20 protein-coding genes are annotated in these 22163 nt (G+C 56.4%); 8 read left to right on the top strand and 12 right to left on the bottom strand.

Going from position 1 to position 22163, the window contains the following annotated elements:
* Positions 1-22: 22 nt before the first annotated feature.
* Positions 23-376 (bottom strand): hypothetical protein, encoded by a 354-nt coding sequence (locus tag NR795_RS01665; protein WP_308219165.1) that lies wholly within the window; start codon positions 374-376, stop codon positions 23-25.
* Between the two features lie 207 nt (positions 377-583).
* On the opposite strand from NR795_RS01665, the gene dcuC reads away from it, so the two are divergent.
* Both dcuC and rna read left to right on the top strand, forming a co-directional pair.
* Complete coding sequence (gene dcuC, locus NR795_RS01660; protein WP_257756864.1) at positions 584-1957, top strand: anaerobic C4-dicarboxylate transporter DcuC; 1374 nt, start codon at positions 584-586, stop codon at positions 1955-1957.
* A gap of 88 nt (positions 1958-2045) precedes the next feature.
* A complete protein-coding gene (rna, locus tag NR795_RS01655; protein WP_257756863.1) occupies positions 2046-2855 on the top strand; it encodes a ribonuclease I in 810 nt (269 codons plus the stop codon).
* Positions 2856-2911: 56 nt separating this feature from the next.
* On the opposite strand, the gene NR795_RS01650 is transcribed toward rna, so the two are convergent.
* The 3 genes from NR795_RS01650 to ahpC form a co-directional block, all read right to left on the bottom strand.
* A complete protein-coding gene (locus NR795_RS01650) occupies positions 2912-4153 on the bottom strand; it encodes a zinc-dependent alcohol dehydrogenase (protein WP_144813712.1) in 1242 nt (413 codons plus the stop codon).
* Positions 4154-4358: 205 nt separating this feature from the next.
* Positions 4359-5921, bottom strand: a complete 1563-nt coding sequence (gene ahpF, locus NR795_RS01645; protein ID WP_257756861.1) for an alkyl hydroperoxide reductase subunit F — start codon at positions 5919-5921, stop codon at positions 4359-4361.
* Positions 5922-6084: 163 nt separating this feature from the next.
* Positions 6085-6648 carry an alkyl hydroperoxide reductase subunit C gene (gene ahpC, locus NR795_RS01640; protein WP_144813720.1) on the bottom strand — a complete coding sequence of 188 codons (564 nt, stop codon included), beginning with the start codon at positions 6646-6648 and terminating at the stop codon, positions 6085-6087.
* 313 nt (positions 6649-6961) lie between these two features.
* On the opposite strand from ahpC, the gene NR795_RS01635 reads away from it, so the two are divergent.
* Positions 6962-7867, top strand: coding sequence for a LysR family transcriptional regulator (locus NR795_RS01635; protein ID WP_257756859.1), 906 nt, complete (start codon positions 6962-6964; stop codon positions 7865-7867).
* 14 nt (positions 7868-7881) lie between these two features.
* Here NR795_RS01635 and NR795_RS01630 read toward each other — a convergent pair whose 3' ends face one another.
* On the bottom strand, positions 7882-9042 hold the full coding sequence (locus NR795_RS01630) for a pyridoxal phosphate-dependent aminotransferase (RefSeq protein WP_257756858.1): 1161 nt from the start codon (positions 9040-9042) through the stop codon (positions 7882-7884).
* Positions 9043-9209: 167 nt separating this feature from the next.
* Positions 9210-11420, bottom strand: coding sequence for a sulfatase-like hydrolase/transferase (locus NR795_RS01625; RefSeq protein WP_257756857.1), 2211 nt, complete (start codon positions 11418-11420; stop codon positions 9210-9212).
* 252 nt (positions 11421-11672) lie between these two features.
* Between NR795_RS01625 and NR795_RS01620 the strand changes: the two genes are divergently transcribed.
* The 3 genes from NR795_RS01620 to NR795_RS01610 are packed head-to-tail and all read left to right on the top strand — an operon-like array spanning position 11673 to position 13512.
* Positions 11673-12287 carry a methylthioribulose 1-phosphate dehydratase gene (locus NR795_RS01620; RefSeq protein WP_257756856.1) on the top strand — a complete coding sequence of 205 codons (615 nt, stop codon included), beginning with the start codon at positions 11673-11675 and terminating at the stop codon, positions 12285-12287.
* The gene (gene mtnC, locus NR795_RS01615; RefSeq protein WP_257756855.1) at positions 12284-12973 is read left to right on the top strand and encodes an acireductone synthase; all 690 of its coding nucleotides are present in this window, start codon (positions 12284-12286) and stop codon (positions 12971-12973) included. Before NR795_RS01620 ends, mtnC begins: the two co-directional genes overlap by 4 nt.
* A complete protein-coding gene (locus tag NR795_RS01610; protein WP_257756854.1) occupies positions 12970-13512 on the top strand; it encodes an acireductone dioxygenase in 543 nt (180 codons plus the stop codon). Before mtnC ends, NR795_RS01610 begins: the two co-directional genes overlap by 4 nt.
* A 20-nt stretch (positions 13513-13532) precedes the next feature.
* Here the strand turns inward: NR795_RS01610 and mtnA are convergent, their stop codons facing one another.
* The gene (mtnA, locus tag NR795_RS01605) at positions 13533-14549 is read right to left on the bottom strand and encodes an S-methyl-5-thioribose-1-phosphate isomerase (RefSeq protein ID WP_257756853.1); all 1017 of its coding nucleotides are present in this window, start codon (positions 14547-14549) and stop codon (positions 13533-13535) included.
* A 105-nt stretch (positions 14550-14654) separates the two neighbouring features.
* On the opposite strand from mtnA, the gene mtnK reads away from it, so the two are divergent.
* Positions 14655-15854 (top strand): S-methyl-5-thioribose kinase, encoded by a 1200-nt coding sequence (gene mtnK, locus NR795_RS01600; protein WP_257756851.1) that lies wholly within the window; start codon positions 14655-14657, stop codon positions 15852-15854.
* Here mtnK and NR795_RS01595 read toward each other — a convergent pair.
* From NR795_RS01595 to NR795_RS01580, 4 genes are read right to left on the bottom strand one after another with little or no spacing between them, the layout of a single operon-like run.
* A complete protein-coding gene (locus NR795_RS01595; protein ID WP_257756850.1) occupies positions 15851-17092 on the bottom strand; it encodes an LVIVD repeat-containing protein in 1242 nt (413 codons plus the stop codon). The genes mtnK and NR795_RS01595 overlap by 4 nt on opposite strands.
* A complete protein-coding gene (locus NR795_RS01590) occupies positions 17089-18153 on the bottom strand; it encodes a sugar ABC transporter substrate-binding protein (protein ID WP_257756849.1) in 1065 nt (354 codons plus the stop codon). Before NR795_RS01590 ends, NR795_RS01595 begins: the two co-directional genes overlap by 4 nt.
* 25 nt (positions 18154-18178) lie before the next feature.
* Positions 18179-19174 (bottom strand): ABC transporter permease, encoded by a 996-nt coding sequence (locus tag NR795_RS01585; protein WP_257756848.1) that lies wholly within the window; start codon positions 19172-19174, stop codon positions 18179-18181.
* Positions 19171-20673, bottom strand: a complete 1503-nt coding sequence (locus NR795_RS01580; RefSeq protein WP_257756847.1) for a sugar ABC transporter ATP-binding protein — start codon at positions 20671-20673, stop codon at positions 19171-19173. Before NR795_RS01580 ends, NR795_RS01585 begins: the two co-directional genes overlap by 4 nt.
* Positions 20674-20834: 161 nt before the next feature.
* Here NR795_RS01580 and NR795_RS01575 point away from each other — a divergent pair, with 161 nt between their 5' ends.
* Positions 20835-21923 carry an oxidoreductase gene (locus NR795_RS01575; protein WP_257756846.1) on the top strand — a complete coding sequence of 363 codons (1089 nt, stop codon included), beginning with the start codon at positions 20835-20837 and terminating at the stop codon, positions 21921-21923.
* A gap of 1 nt (position 21924) precedes the next feature.
* Here NR795_RS01575 and NR795_RS01570 read toward each other — a convergent pair whose 3' ends face one another.
* Positions 21925-22122, bottom strand: coding sequence for a YbdD/YjiX family protein (locus NR795_RS01570; RefSeq protein ID WP_144813762.1), 198 nt, complete (start codon positions 22120-22122; stop codon positions 21925-21927).
* Between the last annotated feature and the right edge of the window lie 41 nt (positions 22123-22163).

Here is a 22163-nt window from a genome sequence, read left to right as displayed (position 1 = left end):
AATTCAACGAATTAACAGGTATCTACTCGCGGAACCGGCAAAAACGGATCGTTGCCGGCGGCCCTGCTGCGGGTGGGGTGAGCGACCATGCGGTAGAAGGCGTCTCAACGCAGGGGGGTAAATTAATGGCAAGAGCGATATCCACCGGCAAGGCCGCCAGCGATCCGTGTCCGGGATCCTTCTGCATTGCATCCGGCACGCAGTGCTTATCGCACAGAGGAGCCTGAAACGCGTGGGTCGTTGCGATCTCCGGCATCTGCATATGGTTCACATGCTGGAGCATGGCGCTTTCACCCTGCATATCCAGCGTGCAGTCGTGGGAAGCAATCGCTAGCTGGCTCTGGAACAGCAGCCAGCCGAACGCGATCAACAGCATCAGAAGATGCCGTTTGAGAAAGCGTAGCCGCCGAATCCAGGGTGCGTGCATAAAAACCCACAAAAAGTGAGAGGTTGTCGAGTATAGACAGCGATAGCTTAACAATTAAAGCATTTATGAGCGGTTAATTAGCTATTTATTGATTTTAGTCAGCTACCGGTTCGCTTCTGTTGGGCACATTGCATGCCTAAATGATGAGAGGGAACCATGTTAACGTTTATTGAACTCCTGCTGGGCGTGGTAGTGATTATTGGCGTTGCGCGCTATATCATCAAAGGCTACTCGGCGACCGGCGTGCTCTTTGTGGGCGGTCTGGTGCTGCTGATTGCCAGCGCGCTGATGGGGCATAAAATTCTGCCGTCGAGTGCCTCCAGCACCGGCTACAGCGCTACCGATATTGTTGAGTATATCAAGATCCTGCTGATGAGCCGCGGCGGCGATCTCGGCATGATGATCATGATGCTGTGCGGGTTTGCCGCCTATATGACCCATATCGGTGCAAACGATATGGTGGTCAAGCTGGCCTCCAGACCGCTGCGCTATATCAACTCGCCCTATATCCTGATGATCGCGGCCTACTTCGTGGCCTGCCTGATGTCGCTGGCGGTCTCCTCGGCAACGGGTCTGGGGGTGCTGCTGATGGCAACCCTGTTCCCGGTCATGGTCAACGTCGGCATCAGCCGTGGCGCGGCGGCGGCTATCTGTGCCTCACCGGCGGCAATTATCCTCTCTCCTACCTCCGGGGACGTGGTGCTGGCGGCCAAGGCCGCAGAGATGCCGCTGATCGACTTCGCCTTTAAAACCACGCTGCCGATCTCTATCGCCGCGATTATCGCGATGGCGATCGCCCACTTCTTCTGGCAGCGCTGGCTGGACAAAAAAGAGAATATCTCCCAGGAGAAGCTGGACGTGAATGATATCACCACCAGCGCACCGTCGTTTTACGCCATCCTGCCCTTTACGCCCATCGTTGGCGTGCTGATCTTTGATGGCAAATGGGGGCCAGAGCTGCACATCATTACCATCCTGGTGATCTGCATGCTGCTGTCGGCGGTACTGGAATTTCTGCGCGGCTTCAATACCCAGCGGGTCTTCTCCGGGCTGGAGGTGGCGTATCGCGGGATGGCGGACGCCTTTGCGGGAGTGGTGATCCTGCTGGTTGCCGCCGGGGTCTTTGCCCAGGGGTTAAGCGCTATCGGCTTTATCCAGAGCCTGATCTCCATTGCCACCTCCTTCGGTTCGGCCAGTATTATCCTGATGCTGGTGCTGGTGACACTGACCATGCTGGCGGCGATGACCACCGGCTCGGGCAATGCGCCCTTCTACGCCTTTGTGGAGATGATCCCTAAGCTGGCCAGCGAGGCGGGTATTAATCCGGCCTACCTGTCGATTCCCATGCTGCAGGCCTCTAACCTCGGACGCACCATATCCCCAGTCTCCGGCGTGGTGGTTGCCGTGGCGGGGATGGCAAAAATCTCCCCCTTCGAGGTGGTAAAGCGCACCTCGGTACCGGTTCTGGTAGGCTTAATTGTGGTGATCGTTGCCACGGAAATCCTGGTTCCTGGGACAGCCCTCCGCTAAGCACCACACGAAAAAGCGCCTGTTCGGCGCTTTTTTTATGCTTTAATAACTTTCTGGAACTATTTAAATATATTCATCAGGAATTGAAATGTTCAGAAAGGAGTTCGTACCCCTGCTCGCCGCCGCAGCGGCCATGCTCTGGGCCGCCGCCTCGCCTGCCGCCCCGCTAAGCGCTACCCAATACGGTGATTTCGATCGCTATGTGCTGGCGCTCTCGTGGCAAACCGGGTTCTGCCAGAGCCAGCACGATCGCCGCCAGCGCGAGCCGGACGAGTGTCGCCTGCAAAAAGAGAGCGACAACAAAGACGATTTTCTGACCGTTCACGGCCTGTGGCCCGGCCTGCCGAAATCAATTGCCGCTCGCGGAGTCGACGATCGCCGCTGGATGCGTTACGGCTGTGCTACCCGCCCCATACCCAACATGCCAGAGGCCCGCGTCGGGCAGAAGTGCGCCAGCGCCGAGACCGGCCTGTCGCTGGAGAGCGCAGCAAAGCTTAACAGCGTGATGCCGGGCGCGGGTGCAAACTCCTGCCTCGAGCGCTACGAATATGCCAAGCACGGGGTCTGCTTCGGCTTCGATCCGGATGCCTACTTTGGCGTAATGGTGCGCATGGCCAGCGAGATCAAGCAGAGCGCCCTCGGTAAGTTCATTGCAGCCAACTATGGGGAGCGCGTCAGCCGCAGCGATTTTGATGCCGCCTTTGCCCGGACCTACGGCAGCGATAGCGTCAAAGCCATGAAGCTAACCTGCAACGGCAACCCGGCCTATCTGACGGAAGTGCAGCTCACCCTGAAGGCGAGCGCAATTAATCAGCCGCTCTCCGCCACCTCGTTTATTGCTCAGCCGCACCCTGGCAACTGTGGCAAAGAGTTTGTTCTGGATGAAGTAGGATATTAACAAGAAACAGCCTACCCTCTGGATGTTAGCAGAGGGTAGGCTGAGTAGAGGACGCGTTACGCTGGCGGAAGGTTGATATTACCGTTGCTCAGTGCCGTTACGCTGGCTCTCGCCGCTTCCGGGCTTTGCGCCCCGGGCACCAGAATGATTTTGCGGCAGTCATCCTGACGCTTATCAAACATCTCATAGCCACGGGCCGCGTCTTCAAGCGGCAGATAGTGGGTCACGATCTCTTCTGGCTTCAGCAGACCCTGCTCGATCAGCGGCAGCAGCTCTGGCAGCCAGGCGTGAACGTGGGTCTGGCCCATGCGGAACGAGATACCTTTATCGAAGGCGTCGCCGAACAGGAAGCCGTGGATAAAGCCCGCATAGACCCCCGGCACGCTGACAATCCCGCCCCGGCGGACAGCGGCGATGGACTGGCGCAGTACCTTACCGCTACTGCCCTCTAGCTTAAGGTTAGTCAGCACCGTTTCGGTGGTACTGCCTTTAGCCTCGAAGCCAACGGCATCAATCACGGCATCTACGCCGCGATTGCCCGGGGTGTTTTCAATGATGACCTCGGCCGGATCGTCATGCTTATCAAAGTTAATTGGGATCACCCCGTAACGCTCTTCAGCAAAGCGCAGACGATAGTCGTTGTGGTCGATCATAAAGATCTGCTCAGCACCCAGCAGTCGGGCGCAGGCGGCGGTAAGCAGGCCTACCGGACCGGCCCCGTAGATAGCGATCCGCGACCCTTTCTTCACCTCGGCGTTTTTTGCTGCCTGCCAGGCGGTGGGCAGAATATCAGAGAGGAACAGCGCCTTATCGTCGGAGAGCAGCTGCGGCACCTTGAAGGGGTTAACGTCACCCTTAGGTACGCGGACATACTCTGCCTGGCCACCCGGCACGCCGCCGTAGAGGTGGCTATAGCCAAACAGCGCGGCCGGCGGTGGGATCTGCTTTTTGTTCAGGGCTGCGCCATGTCCACCGTTAGTGGTCTCGCAGGCGGCATACTGGTGCTGCTGGCAGAAGAAACAGCTGCCACAGGCAATCACGAAGGGGATCACCACCCGCTCGCCTTTCTGAATATTTTTTACGTCACGGCCGACTTCGACCACTTCGCCCATAAATTCATGACCGAAAATATCCCCGTGTTCAGTTTTAGGGATCTTACCGTGATAGAGGTGCAGGTCGGAACCGCAGATGGCGGTCGCGGTGATACGCAGAATAATATCATCCTGCTGTTCAATAATCGGATCCGGCACGCTCTCGACGCGAACGCTATGGGGACCATGATACGTCAATGCTTTCATTCAGACCTCCGCTACTCCCCTGAGATCGGGAGAGTGAAAATTGGGCTTGCACGGATCAAGGTTAGTCAGTTCAGACGCCGATCTGGGCGGCCAGGCGAATCGACAGCGGTTTTGAGAGTAATCTTAGCGGGAAAAAGAGGTGATAAAAAAAGAGGCTACCCGAAGGTAGCCTCGCTGCTTACAGTGCAGGTGTCTTACTTGCTTATTATACGGTAGTACGGATCAGGTGGTCGAACGCGCTCAGAGAGGCTTTCGCACCTTCGCCAGTGGCGATGATGATCTGTTTGTACGGTACGGTGGTGCAGTCGCCCGCCGCAAATACGCCTTTCACGCTGGTTTCACACTTGGCATCAATGATGATCTCACCCATACGGTTACGCTCAACCGCGCCTTCCAGCCAGTTAGTGTTCGGCAGCAGGCCGATCTGTACGAAGATACCTTCCAGCTCAATGTGGTGTACATCGCCGCTCACGCGGGCACGGTACTCAAGGCCGGTCAGTTTGGTGCCGTCGCCTTTCACCTCAGTGGTCTGAGCGTTCAGAATGATGTCGACGTTTTTCAGGCTGCGCACTTTATCCTGCAGAACCTTGTCGGCTTTCATCTCTGGCGCAAACTCAAGCAGCGTCACGTGTTCAACGATACCGGCCAGGTCGATAGCCGCTTCGACGCCGGAGTTACCGCCGCCGATGACCGCTACGCGTTTACCTTTAAACAGCGGGCCATCACAGTGTGGGCAGTAGGTTACGCCGCGGGTACGGTACTGCTCTTCACCCGGCACGCCCATGTTGCGCCATTTGGCACCGGTAGCAATGATCACGCTGCGTGCTTTCAGCACCGCGCCAGAGGCGGTTTCAATCTGATGCAGGCCGCCCTCTTCTGCCGCCGGGGTCAGTTTGGTTGCGCTCTGGGTGTCGATAACGTCCACATCGTAATCATCAACGTGGGCTTTCAGCGCACCGGCCAGCTTCTGACCTTCGGTTTTCGGCACGGAGATGTAGTTTTCGATGTCCACGGTGTCGAGCACCTGACCGCCAAAACGCTCGCCCATCAGGCCAGTACGGATACCTTTACGCGCCGAGTAGACTGCCGCTGCCGCGCCGGCAGGGCCGGAACCGACGATCAGCACGTCGTAAGCGTCACGTTTGTTCAGCTCTTCCGCCGCACGTTTTTCAGCGCCGGTATCCACTTTAGAGACGATTTCGGTCAGGGTCATACGGCCTGAACCAAACTCAACGCCGTTCAGGAACACCGCCGGCACGCCCATGACGTTGCGATCGGTGACTTCGTTCTGGAACACACCACCGTCAATCGCCGTATGCTTGATGCGTGGGTTAAGCACGGACATCAGGTTCAGCGCCTGGACCACGTCCGGGCAGTTGTGGCACGAGAGCGAGTAGTAGGTTTCAAACTCAAAATCCCCTTCCAGCGCGGCGATCTGCTCAAGCATCTCTTTCGCTTCTTTAGAAGGGTGACCGCCGGTCCACAGCAGCGCCAACACCAGGGAAGTAAATTCGTGTCCCAGCGGAGAGCCAGCAAAGCGCGGGCCCTGGTGAGAGCCTGGGTTAGCGATCAGGAACGAAGGTTTACGTACCGGCAGCTGATTGTCTTCTTTAAAGGAGACTTTGTCAGACAGCTCGGCAATTTCAGCCAGCAGTTCCTTGATCTCTGCCGATTTAGCGCTGTCGTCCAGCGTGGCAATCAGCTCAACGGGTTTGGTCAGACGCTCAAGATAAGCCTTAAGCTGGGTTTTCATTGTAGTATCAAGCATTAGGGTCACCTCTGAGTTAAAAACATCATCATGCAAGCTGCCTCAATAGGGCTGCCTGGATGCAACTTGAATCATGTTGTTAGGGAAAAACGGGTGCATAGCGCACCCGTGATATGTAGGCCCGGACACGCGCAGCGCCGCCGGGCTTGGCAGATTTTGAGACTTAGATCTTACCAACCAGGTCCAGAGACGGAGCCAGGGTCGCTTCACCCTCTTTCCATTTAGCCGGGCACACTTCACCTGGGTGAGAAGCAACGTACTGAGCCGCTTTGATTTTACGCAGCAGGTCAGATGCGTCACGGCCAATGCCTTCTGCAGTCACTTCGATCGCCTGGATGATGCCCTGCGGGTCAACGATGAAGGTACCGCGGTCAGCCAGACCTTCGTCTTCACGCATGTTTTCGAAGTTACGGGTCAGCGCGCCAGTCGGGTCGCCGATCATCGCATATTTGATTTTAGCGATGGTCTCAGAGCTGCTGTGCCACGCTTTGTGGGTGAAGTGGGTGTCGGTGGAGACGGAGTACACGTCCACGCCCAGTTTCTGCAACTCATCGTAGTGATCGGCTACGTCGCCCAGTTCGGTCGGGCAAACGAAGGTGAAGTCAGCCGGATAGAAGAAGAAGACGCTCCAGCGGCCTTCGGTATCTTTCTCGGTCACTTCGATGAATTCACCGTTTTTGAACGCCTGGTTTTTGAAAGGTTTGATCTTGGTATTGATTAAGGACATCTATACTTCCTCCGTGGTTTCGATGAGATGTAAGGTACCGAATTTTGATGGCAACGGCTAATGCGTTTGCTTTATCAAATCAATCAGCGATATCTAACAACCTAAAAGCCGTAATGGCGTCGGGGATTACATCACTCCCCCGATCAAAGGGCAATGCAACGCTGTAAGGTGTGGCCTATGACTGTGATAGGTTCGACCGTTTTAAGCATTCTGTGTGTCGCGTCGTTTAATGCCGGGCAGTTTATGATATATTTCAGCAAGCCTGAAAGCCTGGTTATGCACATTAATATGCAGCAATATATTGAGATAAAAAATGACTAACCTATACGATTTAAAAAAATTCGATCTTAATCTGCTGCTTATTTTTGAGTGTATTTATCTGCATCAAAGCATTAGTAAAGCGGCTAAAGCGCTATTTATTACCCCCTCTGCGGTAAGCCAGTCTCTACAGCGGCTGCGCGCGCATCTTGACGATCCGCTGTTCATTCGCAGCGGAAAAGGCGTGACGCCCACGACGGTGGCGATTAACCTGCATATGCATCTGGAGGTGAATCTTAGCCAGCTCGAACAGACAATTAATATGATGAACAGAAACGAGCTGAGTAAAAAGTTTGTTCTCTATACGCCGCAGTTGCTGATGAGCGAAGGAAGCACGGCGCTGGTCAAGGCGCTACGCCAGCAGGCTAGCTACGCGATTGAACACCATGATATTTTTATTACCCCGCAGTCGGCTGAAGAGCTGCTGACCTACCGCAAAGCCGATCTCATCCTCTCGCTTTTTCCTATCGTTAACCCTGCGGTGGTCTGCGAAAAACTGTCATGCGAGTCGTTGGCACTGATTTGCAGCGAACACCATCCACGCCTTAATGGTAAAATAACCCTTAGTGATGTGTTGGCTGAGGGGTTTACCTTCTACAGCACGCCGGAAAAGGGGGCGCTGGCATTACAGGAAGAGATTGAAACCGTTTTGCCACAGCGCAATATTGTGTTCAGTAGCGACTCATATATTTCTATCATTAATATGATTAGCCAGACTGAGCTTATTGGTCTGATGCCGCTGTCTACCTTTAATCACTATAAAAAGATAATGAATTTAAAAATAGTGGACATCGATATCACCCTGCCCACCTTTGATATATTTATGCTTTACAACCGGGCGTCGCTAAACGGCAGCGCCTTCGCCAGCTTAATTGAGTTGATAAAGCTGGCGGATCGCTAATATTAGCTCGACAGTCAGAGCGTGCAGAGACGCTCTGCGGCAGCGCGCAGCGTCGCTTCCTGCTTGGCAAAGCAGAGGCGAATAAGCTTGTGCGGGAAGGCATCGGCACAGAAGACCGACAGCGGAATAGCCGCTACGCCGACCTCTTTGGTTAGCCACTGGCAGAAGCTGACGTCATCCAGATCGGAGATGGCGCTATAGTCCGCCAACAGGAAATAGGTCCCTTCACAGGGCAGGATCTTCAGCCGGCTCTGACTCAGGGCATCAATCAGCAGATCGCGTTTGGCCTGATAAAAAGCAGGGAGCTCACGATAGTGCTCAGGCTCTGCCCGCAGCATATCCGCCAGCGCGAGCTGGGCCGGGGTGTTGACCGCAAAGGTCAGATACTGGTGCACCTTGCGCAGCTCGGCGCTGATAGCCGCTGGCGCAACGCAGTAGCCCACCTTCCAGCCCGTCATATGATAGGTTTTACCAAAGGATGAGACGGCCACCGCCCGCTGACGCAGCGCGGGGTGAGCAAGCACGCTGGCATGCCCTTCGGGAGCAAAGCAGATGTGCTCGTAGACCTCATCGCTCAGCACGTAGATTTCACGTTCCGCAATTGCCTGCCACAGCGCGGCAAAATCCGCTCGCTGCCACACCGTGGCCGACGGGTTATGCGGCGTATTAAGAATAACCAGCCGGGTCTTATCACTCAGCAGCGCGGTAAAGGCCTGCCAGTCCACGTCAAAGTGCGGCGGCTGCAGCGCAATGCGTTTCACGACGCCACCCGCCAGCTCAACCGCCGGAGCGTAGCTGTCGTAGCTTGGATCGAAGCAGATTACCTCATCGCCGCTGCGTACCAGAGCAGTAATTGCGGCATAAAGCGCCTCGGTGGCACCGGCGGTAACGGTGATGTCGCTGTTAGCATCCGGCTGGTAGCCATACAGGTCGGCGGTTTTCTCGGCAATGGCCTCCCGCAGCGCCTGCACCCCGGTCATGGGTGCATACTGGTTTGCTCCCTGAGCCACGTGAAACGCCAGTCGCTCCTGCAGATAGCGTGGACCATCATAGTCAGGAAACCCTTGCGAGAGGTTAATCGCCTGGTACGCCTGCGCCAGCGCGCTCATCTGGGTAAAAATCGTCGTGCCCAGATTGGGCAGTTTACTCTGCGGGATCAGTGTGTTATTGCTCATGGATGGGTGCCTGCGTGTAATACTGATGTTGCTGCCACTATATCACGATCTTAAAAGACGCTTTAAATCGATGAAGCATATGGATATGACAGTTGCACATGGATGACTCTCTTTTACGGCGTTGGGCAATAAGTCTGGCTCATTTCTTATTGCCCGCTGCCGGTTATTTAACAGTCATTGAGGACACTGCACAACGAAAAAAGCTGGTTGTTTTTCAAATTCACAAAGAAATCTAACTGCCTAAGCGGGTAGCCAACAAGAGTTTCAGCATTCGCGTTATTACCATTTATGACACCACCAATTTGCTGTCTAAAGGCCAGAGTCATTAATTGATTTGAGTTAAATAAATTTTTAACTGAATCCAGCACGTTTATGCCATCGCAAACCGGCGAATCGTTAGACGCAAAAATAATGTGCTGATGCTTTTTCATAAATGCATAAAGCCCATCGATATCAATTGATTTGCCTGCGCAGGTGTCAAAGTTGATAGATTCGTAATGCGTCACGTCCCCATGATTAAAGCCGTAAAAAGTAATCCCCCGCGGCATCACTCTTCCATGGGGATTTAACGTAGTGCCCGTCGTTTTTAACGGCCCCCCCGATGAGAACCCAGAAAGCTCATCGATATATAACGGCGAAGTAAAACGGCTCGCTTTTTCAGATGTGATGCCTTTCTCATTGATTGTCCTCTTAACAATCCTATCTTTAGTCATGATATATAAACAGGTTCCATCTGATTTACCATTCACAACGTAACACTGTGTTGCATAGACAATCTTTTCATTTTTATTGATTAAATCCTCAGCATCTATTGCAAAAGAGTCAAAATATACATCCATGAATTTATTATCTTTACCAACAGAAGCATAGAGAGGCAAATTATACTGCTTGTCTCCTATCTTAATCGTATTACCATCTGACACCATCCTGTCACTGAGGCTTGGATTATTCCAAAGCGTAGAGGAGAAACCGATAAAGGGTGCAATATTTTTATTTTTGAGGAACCAGTCAACCAGACCGCTACTCTCCTTTTTGAGCAGGCTAACGCCAAAACCAACGCCTACATCCTGCTGGTTTGCAATATCAAATACGGTCGGCCATACGTCCATCAACGTTCCCAACTTACTATTTTTCATTGCCGGGCGATCTTTTTTTATCACAATGAAATTATTGCGTCGCTCATTTTGATGCTTATTAAGCATACTGCTCGCATCATTAGCCATCATCAGATGATCAGAGGTCAGAACGATGATAGTATTATCAAAATGGTCAGAATTTATAATCTTCTCAATGAAATTAGAGAGGAGATAATCTGAACACGAAACTGCACGAAGCATATTATTTTTTATGTTACTCGGGATTTCAGGTTCACAAGACTTTAATACCATACCTGACGGGGCATGAGTATTAACTGTAAGCAGCGAAAGCACAAACTTACCTTCGTGTTGTGAGAGCCTGTTGAATTCATCCCAGGCATGAGACAGTAGTGCATCATCCTCAACTCCCCACCCTTGCACCTTTTTCGGATCGACAATGTTGTTTTTTAAAAAGTACTCCTTGTCCTGAAGAGTACCCCATCCATGCTGGGATAAAAACTTATCGCCTCCGGCAAAGGCTTTATCGCTGCCTCTGATAAAAAGGCTTTGATATCCCTCCTCCTGGAACTTCTGGCCTATGCATTTTGCGCCTTCTAAAAAAGCGGATAAATTATTGGCTGAATTACCCTGAGGCAGAGAAAGAGGAATGCCGCACTGAGTATTGACCAGCCCAGCCATCGTCCATCCGGCACCCTCAGTTTGTATCAGGTTTGTAAAATCATCATAGGAATCGGCAATTTTACTTAAACGAGGGATATAGTTGACGCCATCTAAGTTCCTGAACGTTCTCTCGAGACTCTCAGCATAAATAACCACGTAATTGTAGTTATCTTTGCTTTTGGCCGGTTTGACATAAAATTTTGAGGCATATACGCTATTGCTATACTTTAGATTCGATAGCGAGCTATAGACATTTGTAGCAGGTACAGAGTAAAAGAGGGTGAGCGCAAATAAAACAAAATAGATTGGCGTGATAAACTTTCTTGATTTATAAGGTTTCTTCCTTAAAAAATAAGACGTTACCAGTAATGAGAGGAAAACCGCAAAAAACAGGCCAGCCGCCACAACCTTCCAAATAATGTCGTGAATTGATGAGCCTTTAGCTGAGTTAAGTATTTGATAATAAACAGCATCGGTTACACCATGACCTGTAAACATGTCTGAAACAAACCAAAAACCAAATACCAATATCATTAGGCATGTTAATATAGTTTTAACTAATAGCATTTTTCGTGATGCGTAAGTTAAGACTATAAGAACGACAAGAGGTACCAAAAACATTCATCATCCTTATATAATTCTTTAAAAAGAGAGCTAATGAGATCTGTAGAAGAATTATCTAATAAAGTCTTTTTTATTCCTACCTTTTTTACTGGCTGTAAAACGTTTTTCACAGGTATCATGCATTGAACAAGGTTTACCCCTGTTTTTACCCTTCTGTTTTGTTAAACAAGATGCTAGTCTTTGGCAATCAAGACGCTTAGACGTCTAAACTATAATGGTATTACTCTGCTCACGCTATTCAGGAACGTTATGACATACCCTCTGCAACTTCCGGCGCTGGTTGAAGCCTGCCATTGGCTGGGCGCTAAAGGCTGGGCACCGGCCACCGGCGGCAACATGTCGGTACGGGAAAATGCCGACTGGTGCTGGCTCAGCGAGTCCGGTAAAGACAAGGGCAGCCTGACGGTGGACGACTTTTTGCAGGTTGAGATCGCCACCGATCGCGCCCCGTCAGGACGGAAGCCCTCCGCCGAGACCGGCCTGCATACGCTGATCTATCGCCTCTACCCGGAGGCGAACGCCGTGCTGCATGTGCATACCGTCAACGCCACGGTGCTGTCACGCGTTGAGAAACTGGCGATGCTCAAGCTTACGGGTTACGAGATGCAGAAATCCCTTAGCGGACAGACCAGCCACCTCGACACGGTCTCCATTCCCCTGTTTGATAATGACCAGGATATCCCCGCCCTTGCCCGGCGCATTGAGATATACGCCCGCCAGACGCCGCTAAACTACGGCTTCCTGCTGCGCGGACACGGTCTCACCTGCTGGGGACGCAGCGTGGCGGAAGCCCGTCGCCACCTTGAAGGGCTGGAGTTTTTATTTGAGTGTGAAATGCAGCGTCGCCTGCTGGAGAGATCATGATCCGCGCCATCGTTACTGATATTGAGGGCACGACCAGCGATATCCGCTTCGTGCATAACGTGCTGTTTCCCTACGCCCGCGAGCGGCTGGAGGCATTTGTCACTGCCCAGCAGTATGCCGAGCCGGTGAAATCCATTCTCGATAATCTGCGGGATGAGATCGCCCAACCGGATACCTCCACTGCCGATCTCATTGAGACGCTGTTCCGCTTTATGGATGAAGATCGTAAGTCGACGGCGCTGAAGGCATTACAGGGAATTATCTGGCACGACGGCTACGTCAACGGCGACTTTACCGGCCATCTCTACCCCGACGTGCTGCCGGCGCTGGAAAAATGGAAGTCGCAGGGAATTGATCTCTATGTATATTCCTCGGGGTCAGTGGCTGCGCAAAAACTGTTATTTGGCTACAGCGACGAAGGTGATATTACTCATCTGTTTAGCGGCTACTTTGATACCCGTATCGGTGCCAAGCGTGAAGCGTGCTCCTATAGCAGCATTGCCGAGCAGCTCGCGCTGCCGCCGGTGTCGATCCTTTTCCTGTCAGATATTCATCAGGAGCTGGACGCCGCCGCAGAGGCCGGTTTACGTACCGTGCAGCTGATTCGTGGCGATGATGATGCCGCCAGCCAGCATCACCAGGTGCACAGTTTTAACGACATTAACCCGGAGCAGATCCCCTCATGAGCGCGTTAACCATCTATTCCGTCAATGATACCCGCCAGCCTACGTGGCATAGCACCGACGCGGGTGAGATCCAGCAGCAGCTGAACGCCAAAAACGTACGCTTTGAGCGCTGGCAGGCCGACCGCGATCTCGGTGCCGATCCTGCCCCTGAGGCGGTAATCAACGCCTATCAGCACGCCATCGATCGGCTGGTTGCCGAGAAAGGCTATCAAAGCTGGGATGTGATCAGCCTGCGCGCCGATAACCCTAACAAGCAGGCGCTGCGGGAAAAGTTTCTCAGTGAGCACACCCACGGCGAGGACGAAGTGCGCTTTTTTGTCGAGGGCGCGGGCCTGTTCTGCCTGCACATTGGTGATGAGGTTTATCAGGTGCTGTGCGAGAAAAACGATCTGATCTCAGTGCCGGCAGGCACGCCGCACTGGTTTGATATGGGATCCGAGCCGAACTTTACCGCCATTCGTATCTTCGACAACCCCGAGGGGTGGATCGCCCAGTTCACCGGCGACGCCATTGCCGAGGGCTATCCTCGCCTGGCGTAGGCCGCGCCAGGCGTTATTTATCATCTGAAAAATCCCGCCGCCACCTCGTCCGGTGTGACAACCCCGGTATCCAGCACCCAGCCGCTAATCAGCGCGGCGGGGGTAACGTCAAACGCTGGGTTATAGACCAGCGTCGATTCGGGGGCCCACTGCACCGCCCCGAAGCTGCCCGCTACGCCGGTGACTTCGCTGGCCGCGCGCTGCTCAATAGGAATGGCCTCTCCGTTCGGACAGAGCGGATCCAGCGTGGTCTGCGGGGCAGCCACGTAAAACGGGATCCCGTGATAGCGGGCCAGCACCGCCAGCGAGTAGGTGCCGATCTTATTCGCCACGTCGCCGTTGGCCGCAATACGGTCCGCGCCGACCCACACCGCATCCACCTGCCCCTGCGCCATCAGGCTGGCCGCCATCGAGTCGGTGATCAGCTGGCAGGGAATACCCAGCTCCGCCAGCTCCCATGCCGTCAGACGGCCTCCCTGCAACAGCGGGCGCGTCTCCCCTACCCAGACGTTGACGACCTTGCCGTCGGTAAAGGCCTGCGAGATCACCCCCAGCGCCGTACCCACGCCGGCGGTCGCCAGCCCGCCGGTATTGCAGTGCGTCAGCAGGCGGCTGCCGGGCGTCACCAGCGCACTGCCCGCCGCGGCAATTCGAGCGCAAAGCTGCTTATCCTCCGCAATCAGCCGTTCGGCTTCGGCCACCAGCGCCGGGACAAAATCCACCTCCGTCAGGGCCAGCTTCATGCGGTCAAGGTTGTTCATCAGGTTCACCGCCGTTGGGCGCGCCGCGCGCAGCGTCTCCAGCGCCTGGGCCAGAGCGGTCTGGCTTTCGCCCCGCTCGGCCAGCAGCGCCAGCAGCAGGCTGGCGGAGAGGCCAATCAACGGCGCACCGCGCACCCGCAGGGCGTGAATATGGCCCACCAGCGTCTCCACCCTGTCGGCGGGCAGCCAGCGCTTCTCCTGCGGAAGCGCCTGCTGATCGAGAATAAAAAGCTGATTATCGGTGACGCGCAGGCTGGTGGTCTGGAGTGGCTGCATAGCGTTAAATCCCTGTTGCGTTGATGTATCGTATTGTGTCAGGATGAATTACAGATGTATAGACGTCTGAATGGCTTTATAAACAGAAAATTGAGGATACCGGCAATGTCGCAATACCGAACTTTCAACGCCGCCGACGCGGTGGCCTATGCCCGGCAATGTGCTGGTCTGGAGCAGTCATCCGAACTGGTTAGCGCGCATGAAGTCGGTGACGGCAACCTGAATCTGGTGTTTAAAATTTTCGACGCCGAGGGCGTAAGCCGGATCGTCGTCAAGCAGGCCCTGCCCTACGTGCGCTGCGTGGGCGAATCCTGGCCGCTGACCCTGGACCGCGCCCGGCTGGAGGCGCAGACGCTGGTAGAGCACTATCGGCACTGCCCGGCGCATACGGTAAAGATCCACCACTTTGATCCTGACCTGTCGGTGATGGTGATGGAGGATCTCTCCGACCACCGCATCTGGCGCGGGGAGCTGATCAAAGGCGCATACTATCCGCAGGCCGCCCGCCAGCTGGCGGCGTACCTGGCCCAGACCCTGTTCCACACCAGCGATTTTTATCTCACCCCGGCGCAGAAAAAAGCGCAGGTGGCGCAGTTTATCAACCCTGAGATGTGCGGCATTACCGAAGATCTCTTCTTTGACGACCCGTACCGCGTTCACGAGCGCAACAGCTACCCGGCGGCGATTGACGCTGACGTGGTCGCTCTGCGTGACGATAACGCCCTGCTGCTGGCGGTGGCCGGGCTTAAACAGCGTTTTCTCTCCCATGCCGAAGCGCTCCTGCACGGCGATATCCACAGCGGCTCGATTTTTGTTGCCGAAGGCAGCCTGAAGGCGATTGACGCCGAGTTTGGCTACGTGGGGCCCATGGGCTTTGACCTTGGCACGGCTATCGGCAACCTGCTGCTTAACTACTGCGGCCTGCCGGGGCATCTGGGTATCCGCGATGCCGCCGCCGCCCGCGAGCAGCGCCTGAACGATATTCAGGAGCTATGGAACACCTTCGCAGAGACATTCCTTGCCCTGGCCGCAGAGAAGACCCGCGACGTGACGCTGGCCCATCCAGGCTATGCCGCTCAGTTCCTGCAGAAGGTGTGGCACGATGCCATAGGCTTCTGCGGCACGGAGCTGATCCGCCGCAGCGTAGGCCTCTCTCACGTGGCGGATATCGACACCATCGCTGACGACGAGATGCGCCACGAATGCCTGCGCCACGCCATCCATTTAGGCAAGGCGCTGATCGTCATTGCCGACCGTATCCACAACGTTGATGAACTCATTGCCCGGGTTCGGCAGTACAGTTAGCCCAAATACTCTATTACCGACAATCCGCCGTTGTAGTCGGTGCTGTAGATGATCCCCTGCGCGTCGACAAACACGTCGCAGGACTGGATCACCTGCGGACGACCAGGGCGGGTATCCATCATCTTCGCTGGCGCGGCGGGCACCAGTGATCCGGTCTCTACCGGGCGGTACGGGTTAGAGATATCGTAGGCCCGTACTCCGGCGTTCTGGTAAGTGGCAAAGATCAGCGTCGAGCTGACAAAACTCCCCGGCCGGTTCTCATGCAGGTTGTGCGGCCCGAAGTGCGCGCCTTTCGCGACATAGTCGATCTCCTCCGGCTGCGGGAAGGTAGAGATGCTTACCGGATTAGCCGGCTCGCGAATATCAAACAGCCAGATCAGCTTCTCGCCATCCTGCTGGTTATCCAGCACCGCCTCGTCCAGCACCACCAGCAGATCCCGGTCCGGCAGCGGCAGCGCGGTATGGGTTCCGCCGCCAAATGGCGGGCTCCAGTTACGATGGCTGATGAGCTTCGGCGCACTGCGATCTTTCACATCCAGCAGCGTCAGGCCGCCGTCGCGCCAGCTGCCGTAGGCGGTATCTCCGGCAATAATGGCGTGGTGCAGGGCGTAACGCTTGCCCTCCGGCCACGTCGGCGTCTCGCCTGCCGCCTGGTTCATCCCTGGCAGCCACCAGCGTCCCGCCACTTCGGGCTTATGTGGATTGGCAAGATCGATAGTCAGGAAGATGTAGTCGCTAAAGCCGTCGATCAGGGCGGAGACATAGGCCCAGCGGCCGCCCACGTACCAGATGCGGTGAATGCCGATGCCGTCCAGCCCCAGAAAACCAATCTCTTTTGGCTGGTCTGGCGTAGAGATATCAAACACGCGCAGCCCGGCGCTCCAGCCCTTGTCCTGCACGTCGCTCACCGTCTCCCCTACCGAGCGGGTGTAGTAGACCTTCTCGTCAGCGAAACGGGCATCGGCAAAGAGATCCCGGGCGTTGATCACCAGCAGCAGATCGTCATGGGCCTGCAGGTGAACGTTCCAGGTCCCCGGCGGCGCGGGCACGTAGCCTGCGGGACGTGGATTTTTCGGGTCGCGCACGTCAACAATCGAGAAGCCCTGGGAGACCATATGGCCGATGTAAGCAAAGCCACGGTGCACCATCAGCTGCACGCCGTCGGGCCGTCCGCCCTGATCCGAGTGACCAATCAGCCGCATATTACGGCTGTAGTCAGGCACAGGCAGCGCACTCATTTGTTTTTCGCTTGCAGAGTCGCGAACCACGGGGCGATAAAATCTTCGGTCTGGCCCCAGCCCGGAATGATTTTCCCCAGCGTAGCGACGTTCACCGCGCCCGGCTGGGCAGCCAGCAGCGCCTGCGGAATGGCAGCGGCTTTGAAGTCATAGGTGGCTGGCGTCTGCTCCCCGGCGAGCTTATTGGCGATCAGACGCACGTTGGTCGCGCCAATCAGCTTCGGATCCACCGCCACGCTTACCTTCCACGGACTGTTGGACTCGCGCATCAGCTGCAGATCCTGGTTGGAGACGTCAATACTGTAGAGTTTGATCTCGGTGCGGCCATTCTCTTTCAGCGCCTTGTACGCGCCCTGACTGAAGGCGTCCCAGGTGCCCCAGATCGCATCGATCTGCCCTTTCGGGTACTTCGCCAGCACCGCGCCGACTTTATTCGCCGTATCACCCTGCACGTCGGAAGAGACCGCCCCGATGGACTCCAGCTCTTTAATGCCTGGGTTCTGCTTCAGCAGCGCCTGGTAGGCCGCCTGGCGGCGCTCCATCGGCGGGAAGCCGGCCACCCACAGCTTGATGATGTTGGCCTTGCCGTTGAAGTCCTTCACCAGCTCGCCAAAGGAGAGAGTGGTCAGCGAGGCGTCATCCTGCTGGGTTACGGTCACGCCGGGGATAGTACCGTTAATAGCGGTATCAAATACCGAGACGGCAATACCTGCATCTACCGCTTTTTTCACCAGCTCGGTTGAGTAAGGATCGCGGCCCTGGGAGAGAATAATGCCGTCGTACTTCTGGCTGATAGCCTGGTTAACAAAGTCCTGCAACTTAGCGTCGTCTCCGTTGCTGAGGAAGGTGCTGACTTTAAAGCCAAGCTTTTTGCCCTCCGTCAGCGCGCCGGAGACGAACTGGGTGGTGTTATCGTCCGAGCCCAGGTTACGGATCAGCGCGATGCGTACCGGTCCGCTGTGGTTAGCCAGCGCGGCCGGAACCGGTGCAGGCGTCGCCGCGTAGCCCGGAACAGAACTCAGCAGGCCCAGCGCCAGCAGTGAGAGTGCAAATTTTTTCATCTCTGTTTCCCCTGATAAAAGTAAATTAACGACGCTGGAAATAGGTCAACGCCAGAGCACCGGCCAGCACCAGTCCCTTAATAATGTCCATTGCGTAGTAGGGCACGGAGAGCATCACCAGCCCATTTGACAGCACCCCGAGGATCACCGCCCCCACCAGCGTGCCGAGCGCGTTAGGCTTGCCGGATCCAGCCAGCGAGAAGCCGATCCACGCCGCCGCCACCGCGTCCATCAGGTAGCCGCCGCCGGCGTTGACCTGCGAAGAGCCGATGCGCGAGGCCAGCAGAATGCCGCCGAGTCCCGCCAGCAGCGAGGCGATGACGTAGGCCGCCACCTTGTAGCGGGTGGTGCGGATCCCGGAGAGGCGTGCCGCCTCCGGGTTGCCGCCGATGGCGTACATCCGCCGTCCGTGGGTGGTCAGCGACAGGCCAAGCTGGGCTACCACCGTGACCACCAGCATTACAATGACAATGATCGGCACCTGGCCGAGCAGGCTGAAGCCCGGCGGGATCAGCCCCTCCGCCATCTCGCCGCTCGGCAGCAGCATGTTTTCAGTGATCGATCCGCCGTAGCTGTAAGTCATCGCCACGCCCTGGATCACAAACAGGCTACCGAGGGTGGCGAGCATATCGGGAATGCGCAGCACAACGATCAGGAAGGCGTTAAACAGGCCGACAAGCGTACAGAGTGCCAGGGTCACGAGGATCGCTTCGGTAGTGCCAAAGCCGTGCCAGACAAAGAGCGAGATCACCAGCGCGTTCGCCAGCGACGCCGTCGACCCCACGGAGAGATCGAACCCGCCGATGGTCAGTGAAATCGAGACGCCGACGGCAATCACCGTTACGATGGCAATCGAACGCAAAATATTGATGATGTTAAAGGGGTCGAGGAAGTTATCCGAGGCGATGCCGAAGATAGCCACCAGCAGCACCACGGTCAGCAGCATGCCCCACTTATAGAGAAAATCGAAAAATTGCTGACGGCCCGACGCCGCCGCTTTTACTGACAGGGCTTTGCTCACGCCGCCGCTCCTCCGGTCGAATAGTAAAGTAGTGTCTCTTCCCGGGCCTCTGCTCCGGCTATCTCCGCCACAATGCGGCCATCCCACAGCACGCAGATGCGATCGCAGAGGCCCACCAGCTCGGCAAACTCGCCGGAGGCGTAGACGATCCCCTTGCCCTCCCGGGCGAGGCCGTCAATCAGGCGGAAGAGATCGGTTTTGGCTTTCACGTCGACGCCCTTGGTGGGCTCGTCGAAAATCACCACGCTGGCGTTGCCGCGCAGCCATTTGCCTATCGCCACCTTCTGCTGGTTACCGCCGGAGAGGCGGCGCAGGATCTGCCCCGGGTCGGTGGTGCGTACGCCCACGCGCTCAATCACCGTCTGCGCCCAGCGCCAGGCTTTGCGATGGCCGAACAGGCTCCAGCGAGAGAAGCTGCTGTCCGCGCTGACCGCCAGGTTCATGGCAACCGGCTCGTCAATAAAGATGCCCTCTTTGCGCCGCTCCTCGGGGATCAGCGCCATCCCGCGAATCACTGAATCCGCCGGATCCCGAGGCCGCCACGGCTGGCCGTTCAGCTCGCCCTGGGCGACGCGGCTCTTCTCCGCGCCAAACAGCGCCTTGCAGAGCTCGGTTTTGCCCGCGCCCGCCAGGCCGGCGATACCGAGGATTTCGCCCCTGCGCAGGTGCAGGGAGATATCCTTCAGTAGCTTCTCGTCGTGCAGCCCCTCCACGCGCAGCAGGGTCTCTTCTCCGTGCGGCGGACGGCGCGGGGGATAGATATCGTTCAGCTGATGGCCGAGCATCTTCTCCACGATCTCCTCCCCGCTGAGAGCGGCCATCGGGCCGGACTCCACCAGCCTGCCGTCGCGCAGCACCGTCAGGGTGTCGCAGATGGCTTTCAGCTCGTGAATGCGATGGGAGATAAAGACCACGCCAATTCCCTGCTGCTGCAGGCGTCTTACCACGGTAAACAGCCGCTCGCTCTCGTGCTGATCCAGCGGCGCGGTAGGCTCATCGAGGATCAAAAAGCGGCAGCGATGGGAGAGCGCGCGGGCCAGCAGGATCTGCTGCTTCTCCGCAAGGGTGCAGGTGTCGATAGCGCGTCTTACGTCGAGAGAGACGTCAAGCTGGGCCAGGGCATCCCGCGCATGCTGGCGTACGGTAGACCAGCGCCAGGCGTAGCCCGGCTCGGCGAGCTTATCGAGCATGATGTTTTCCGCGATGCTAAGACCGGGAACCAGCGCCACGTCGACCTCCTGCTGCACCAGATGGATGCCGAGGCGTTTGGCATCCAGCGGAGAGCGAATGGCGACCGGCTGGTCATCAATGACGATCTCACCCTCATAGCCTGCCCAGGTGCCGCACAGCACCGCCATCAGCGTAGACTTTCCCGCGCCGTTGGCTCCGGTTAGGGCATGCACCGATCCGCCGCGCAGGCTGAAATTCACCTGCGTCAGGGCATTAACACCGGCAAAGGCGAGGCCGATCGCACGCATCTCGAGATGGTTTACGCTCATCTGTGAGGCTTTCCTGGGATTAATAGATTGATTTAGCGAATTTTTCATAGCCGCGCTTGACTGGCAACAGCAGAAAAGGCATAAGATAAAGCGAAATATTATTAGCCATCCGGATGTCCAGACATAACATCGGGTTAGCGATTCTGCACAAGGACACAGTCATGAGCAACACCGATATCCGCGTTGTACCCGGCCCGGCCAACTACTACTCCCACAGCGGTAGCCTGGCGCGTCTGAACGATTTCTATACGCCAGAGCAGCTCTCCCACGCGGTTTTGATCTATGGCGAACGCGCTATTGCGGCCGCCCGCCCCTACCTGCCGGAGAGCGTTAACGCCCCAGGGGTGAAGCACCTGCTGTTTAGGGGCCACTGCAGCGAGCATGACGTAACCGCGCTGGTGAACGATGCGGGCGGCGACCGCAGCGTGGTGATTGGCATCGGCGGCGGCGCACTGCTGGATACCGCGAAGGCGGTGGCGCGCCGCTTAGGGTTGCCGGTCGTGGCGATCCCAACCATTGCCGCCACCTGCGCGGCCTGGACGCCGCTCTCGGTCTGGTATAACGACGCGGGTCAGGCGCTGCACTTTGAAATTTTCGATGACGCCAACTTCCTGGTGCTGGTGGAGCCGCAGATTATTCTCGACGCGCCGGTGGCGTATCTGCTGGCGGGCATCGGCGATACGCTGGCGAAGTGGTATGAGGCGGTGGTGCTGGCCCCGGATCCGGCCAGCCTGCCGCTGACCGTGCGGCTGGGGATTAACGGCGCGCTGGCGATCCGCGACGTGCTGCTGGAGAGCAGTGAAACCGCGCTGGCGGACCAGCAGCGCGGGGAGCTGACCCAGGCATTCCGTGACGTGGTAGATGCGATTATTGCCGGAGGTGGAATGGTGGGCGGACTCGGCGAGCGCTACACCCGCGTTGCCGCAGCCCATGCGGTGCACAACGGTCTGACGGTGCTGCCGCAGACCGATAAGTTCCTGCACGGCACCAAGGTGGCCTACGGCATTCTGGTGCAGAGCGCCCTGCTCGGCCAGGATGAGGTGTTAGCCCAGCTGGTCAATGCCTTCCAGCGCTTCAATCTGCCGACCACCCTGGCGGCGCTGGAGGTCGATATCCATAACCGTGACGAGCTGGATCGGGTCATCGCCCATACCCTGCGCCCGGTGGAGTCGATTCACTATCTGCCGGTGACGTTAACGCCCGAGACGCTGCGTGCGGCGTTCGAGAAGGTAGAGACGTTTAACCACTGAATTAGCAGCAGCGCGCTCCGCCCTTGCCGCCGTAGCGCGCATCCTGTCGGTCGCGGAAAAAGTCCTCATAGGTCATCGGGGTCTGGTCCGGATGGTTAAGCTGCATATGGGCGACGTAGTTGTCGTAGTCCGGCACGCCAACCATCATTTTCGCGGCCTGGCCTAAATACTTTCCGGCCTTAGCAAGGGTATCAAACATCGTAGGCTCCTTGCCCCTCCCCACACAGGAGAGGGGCATGA

The organism is Pseudescherichia sp. L3 (assembly GCF_024656065.1).
Classification (GTDB): domain Bacteria; phylum Pseudomonadota; class Gammaproteobacteria; order Enterobacterales; family Enterobacteriaceae; genus Pseudescherichia.
The sequence above is the reverse complement of the archived record's forward strand: the minus strand, read 5'-3'. Positions and strand labels throughout refer to the sequence as shown.

What these genes read in the sequence shown, in the direction of transcription:
- NR795_RS01575 (WP_257756846.1), top strand. Translation starts at nt 20,835, where the DNA reads ATGAGCAACACCGATATCCGCGTTGTACCCGGCCCGGCCAACTACTAC.
- mtnK (WP_257756851.1), top strand. Translation starts at nt 14,655, where the DNA reads ATGTCGCAATACCGAACTTTCAACGCCGCCGACGCGGTGGCCTATGCC.
- NR795_RS01620 (WP_257756856.1), top strand. Translation starts at nt 11,673, where the DNA reads ATGACATACCCTCTGCAACTTCCGGCGCTGGTTGAAGCCTGCCATTGG.
- rna (WP_257756863.1), top strand. Translation starts at nt 2,046, where the DNA reads ATGTTCAGAAAGGAGTTCGTACCCCTGCTCGCCGCCGCAGCGGCCATG.
- dcuC (WP_257756864.1), top strand. Translation starts at nt 584, where the DNA reads ATGTTAACGTTTATTGAACTCCTGCTGGGCGTGGTAGTGATTATTGGC.
- NR795_RS01635 (WP_257756859.1), top strand. Translation starts at nt 6,962, where the DNA reads ATGACTAACCTATACGATTTAAAAAAATTCGATCTTAATCTGCTGCTT.
- NR795_RS01580 (WP_257756847.1), bottom strand. Translation starts at nt 20,673, where the DNA reads ATGAGCGTAAACCATCTCGAGATGCGTGCGATCGGCCTCGCCTTTGCC.
- mtnA (WP_257756853.1), bottom strand. Translation starts at nt 14,549, where the DNA reads ATGCAGCCACTCCAGACCACCAGCCTGCGCGTCACCGATAATCAGCTT.
- ahpC (WP_144813720.1), bottom strand. Translation starts at nt 6,648, where the DNA reads ATGTCCTTAATCAATACCAAGATCAAACCTTTCAAAAACCAGGCGTTC.
- NR795_RS01625 (WP_257756857.1), bottom strand. Translation starts at nt 11,420, where the DNA reads ATGTTTTTGGTACCTCTTGTCGTTCTTATAGTCTTAACTTACGCATCA.
- NR795_RS01630 (WP_257756858.1), bottom strand. Translation starts at nt 9,042, where the DNA reads ATGAGCAATAACACACTGATCCCGCAGAGTAAACTGCCCAATCTGGGC.
- NR795_RS01610 (WP_257756854.1), top strand. Translation starts at nt 12,970, where the DNA reads ATGAGCGCGTTAACCATCTATTCCGTCAATGATACCCGCCAGCCTACG.
- ahpF (WP_257756861.1), bottom strand. Translation starts at nt 5,921, where the DNA reads ATGCTTGATACTACAATGAAAACCCAGCTTAAGGCTTATCTTGAGCGT.
- mtnC (WP_257756855.1), top strand. Translation starts at nt 12,284, where the DNA reads ATGATCCGCGCCATCGTTACTGATATTGAGGGCACGACCAGCGATATC.
- NR795_RS01665 (WP_308219165.1), bottom strand. Translation starts at nt 376, where the DNA reads ATGCTGTTGATCGCGTTCGGCTGGCTGCTGTTCCAGAGCCAGCTAGCG.
- NR795_RS01595 (WP_257756850.1), bottom strand. Translation starts at nt 17,092, where the DNA reads ATGAGTGCGCTGCCTGTGCCTGACTACAGCCGTAATATGCGGCTGATT.
- NR795_RS01650 (WP_144813712.1), bottom strand. Translation starts at nt 4,153, where the DNA reads ATGAAAGCATTGACGTATCATGGTCCCCATAGCGTTCGCGTCGAGAGC.
- NR795_RS01590 (WP_257756849.1), bottom strand. Translation starts at nt 18,153, where the DNA reads ATGAAAAAATTTGCACTCTCACTGCTGGCGCTGGGCCTGCTGAGTTCT.
- NR795_RS01570 (WP_144813762.1), bottom strand. Translation starts at nt 22,122, where the DNA reads ATGTTTGATACCCTTGCTAAGGCCGGAAAGTATTTAGGCCAGGCCGCG.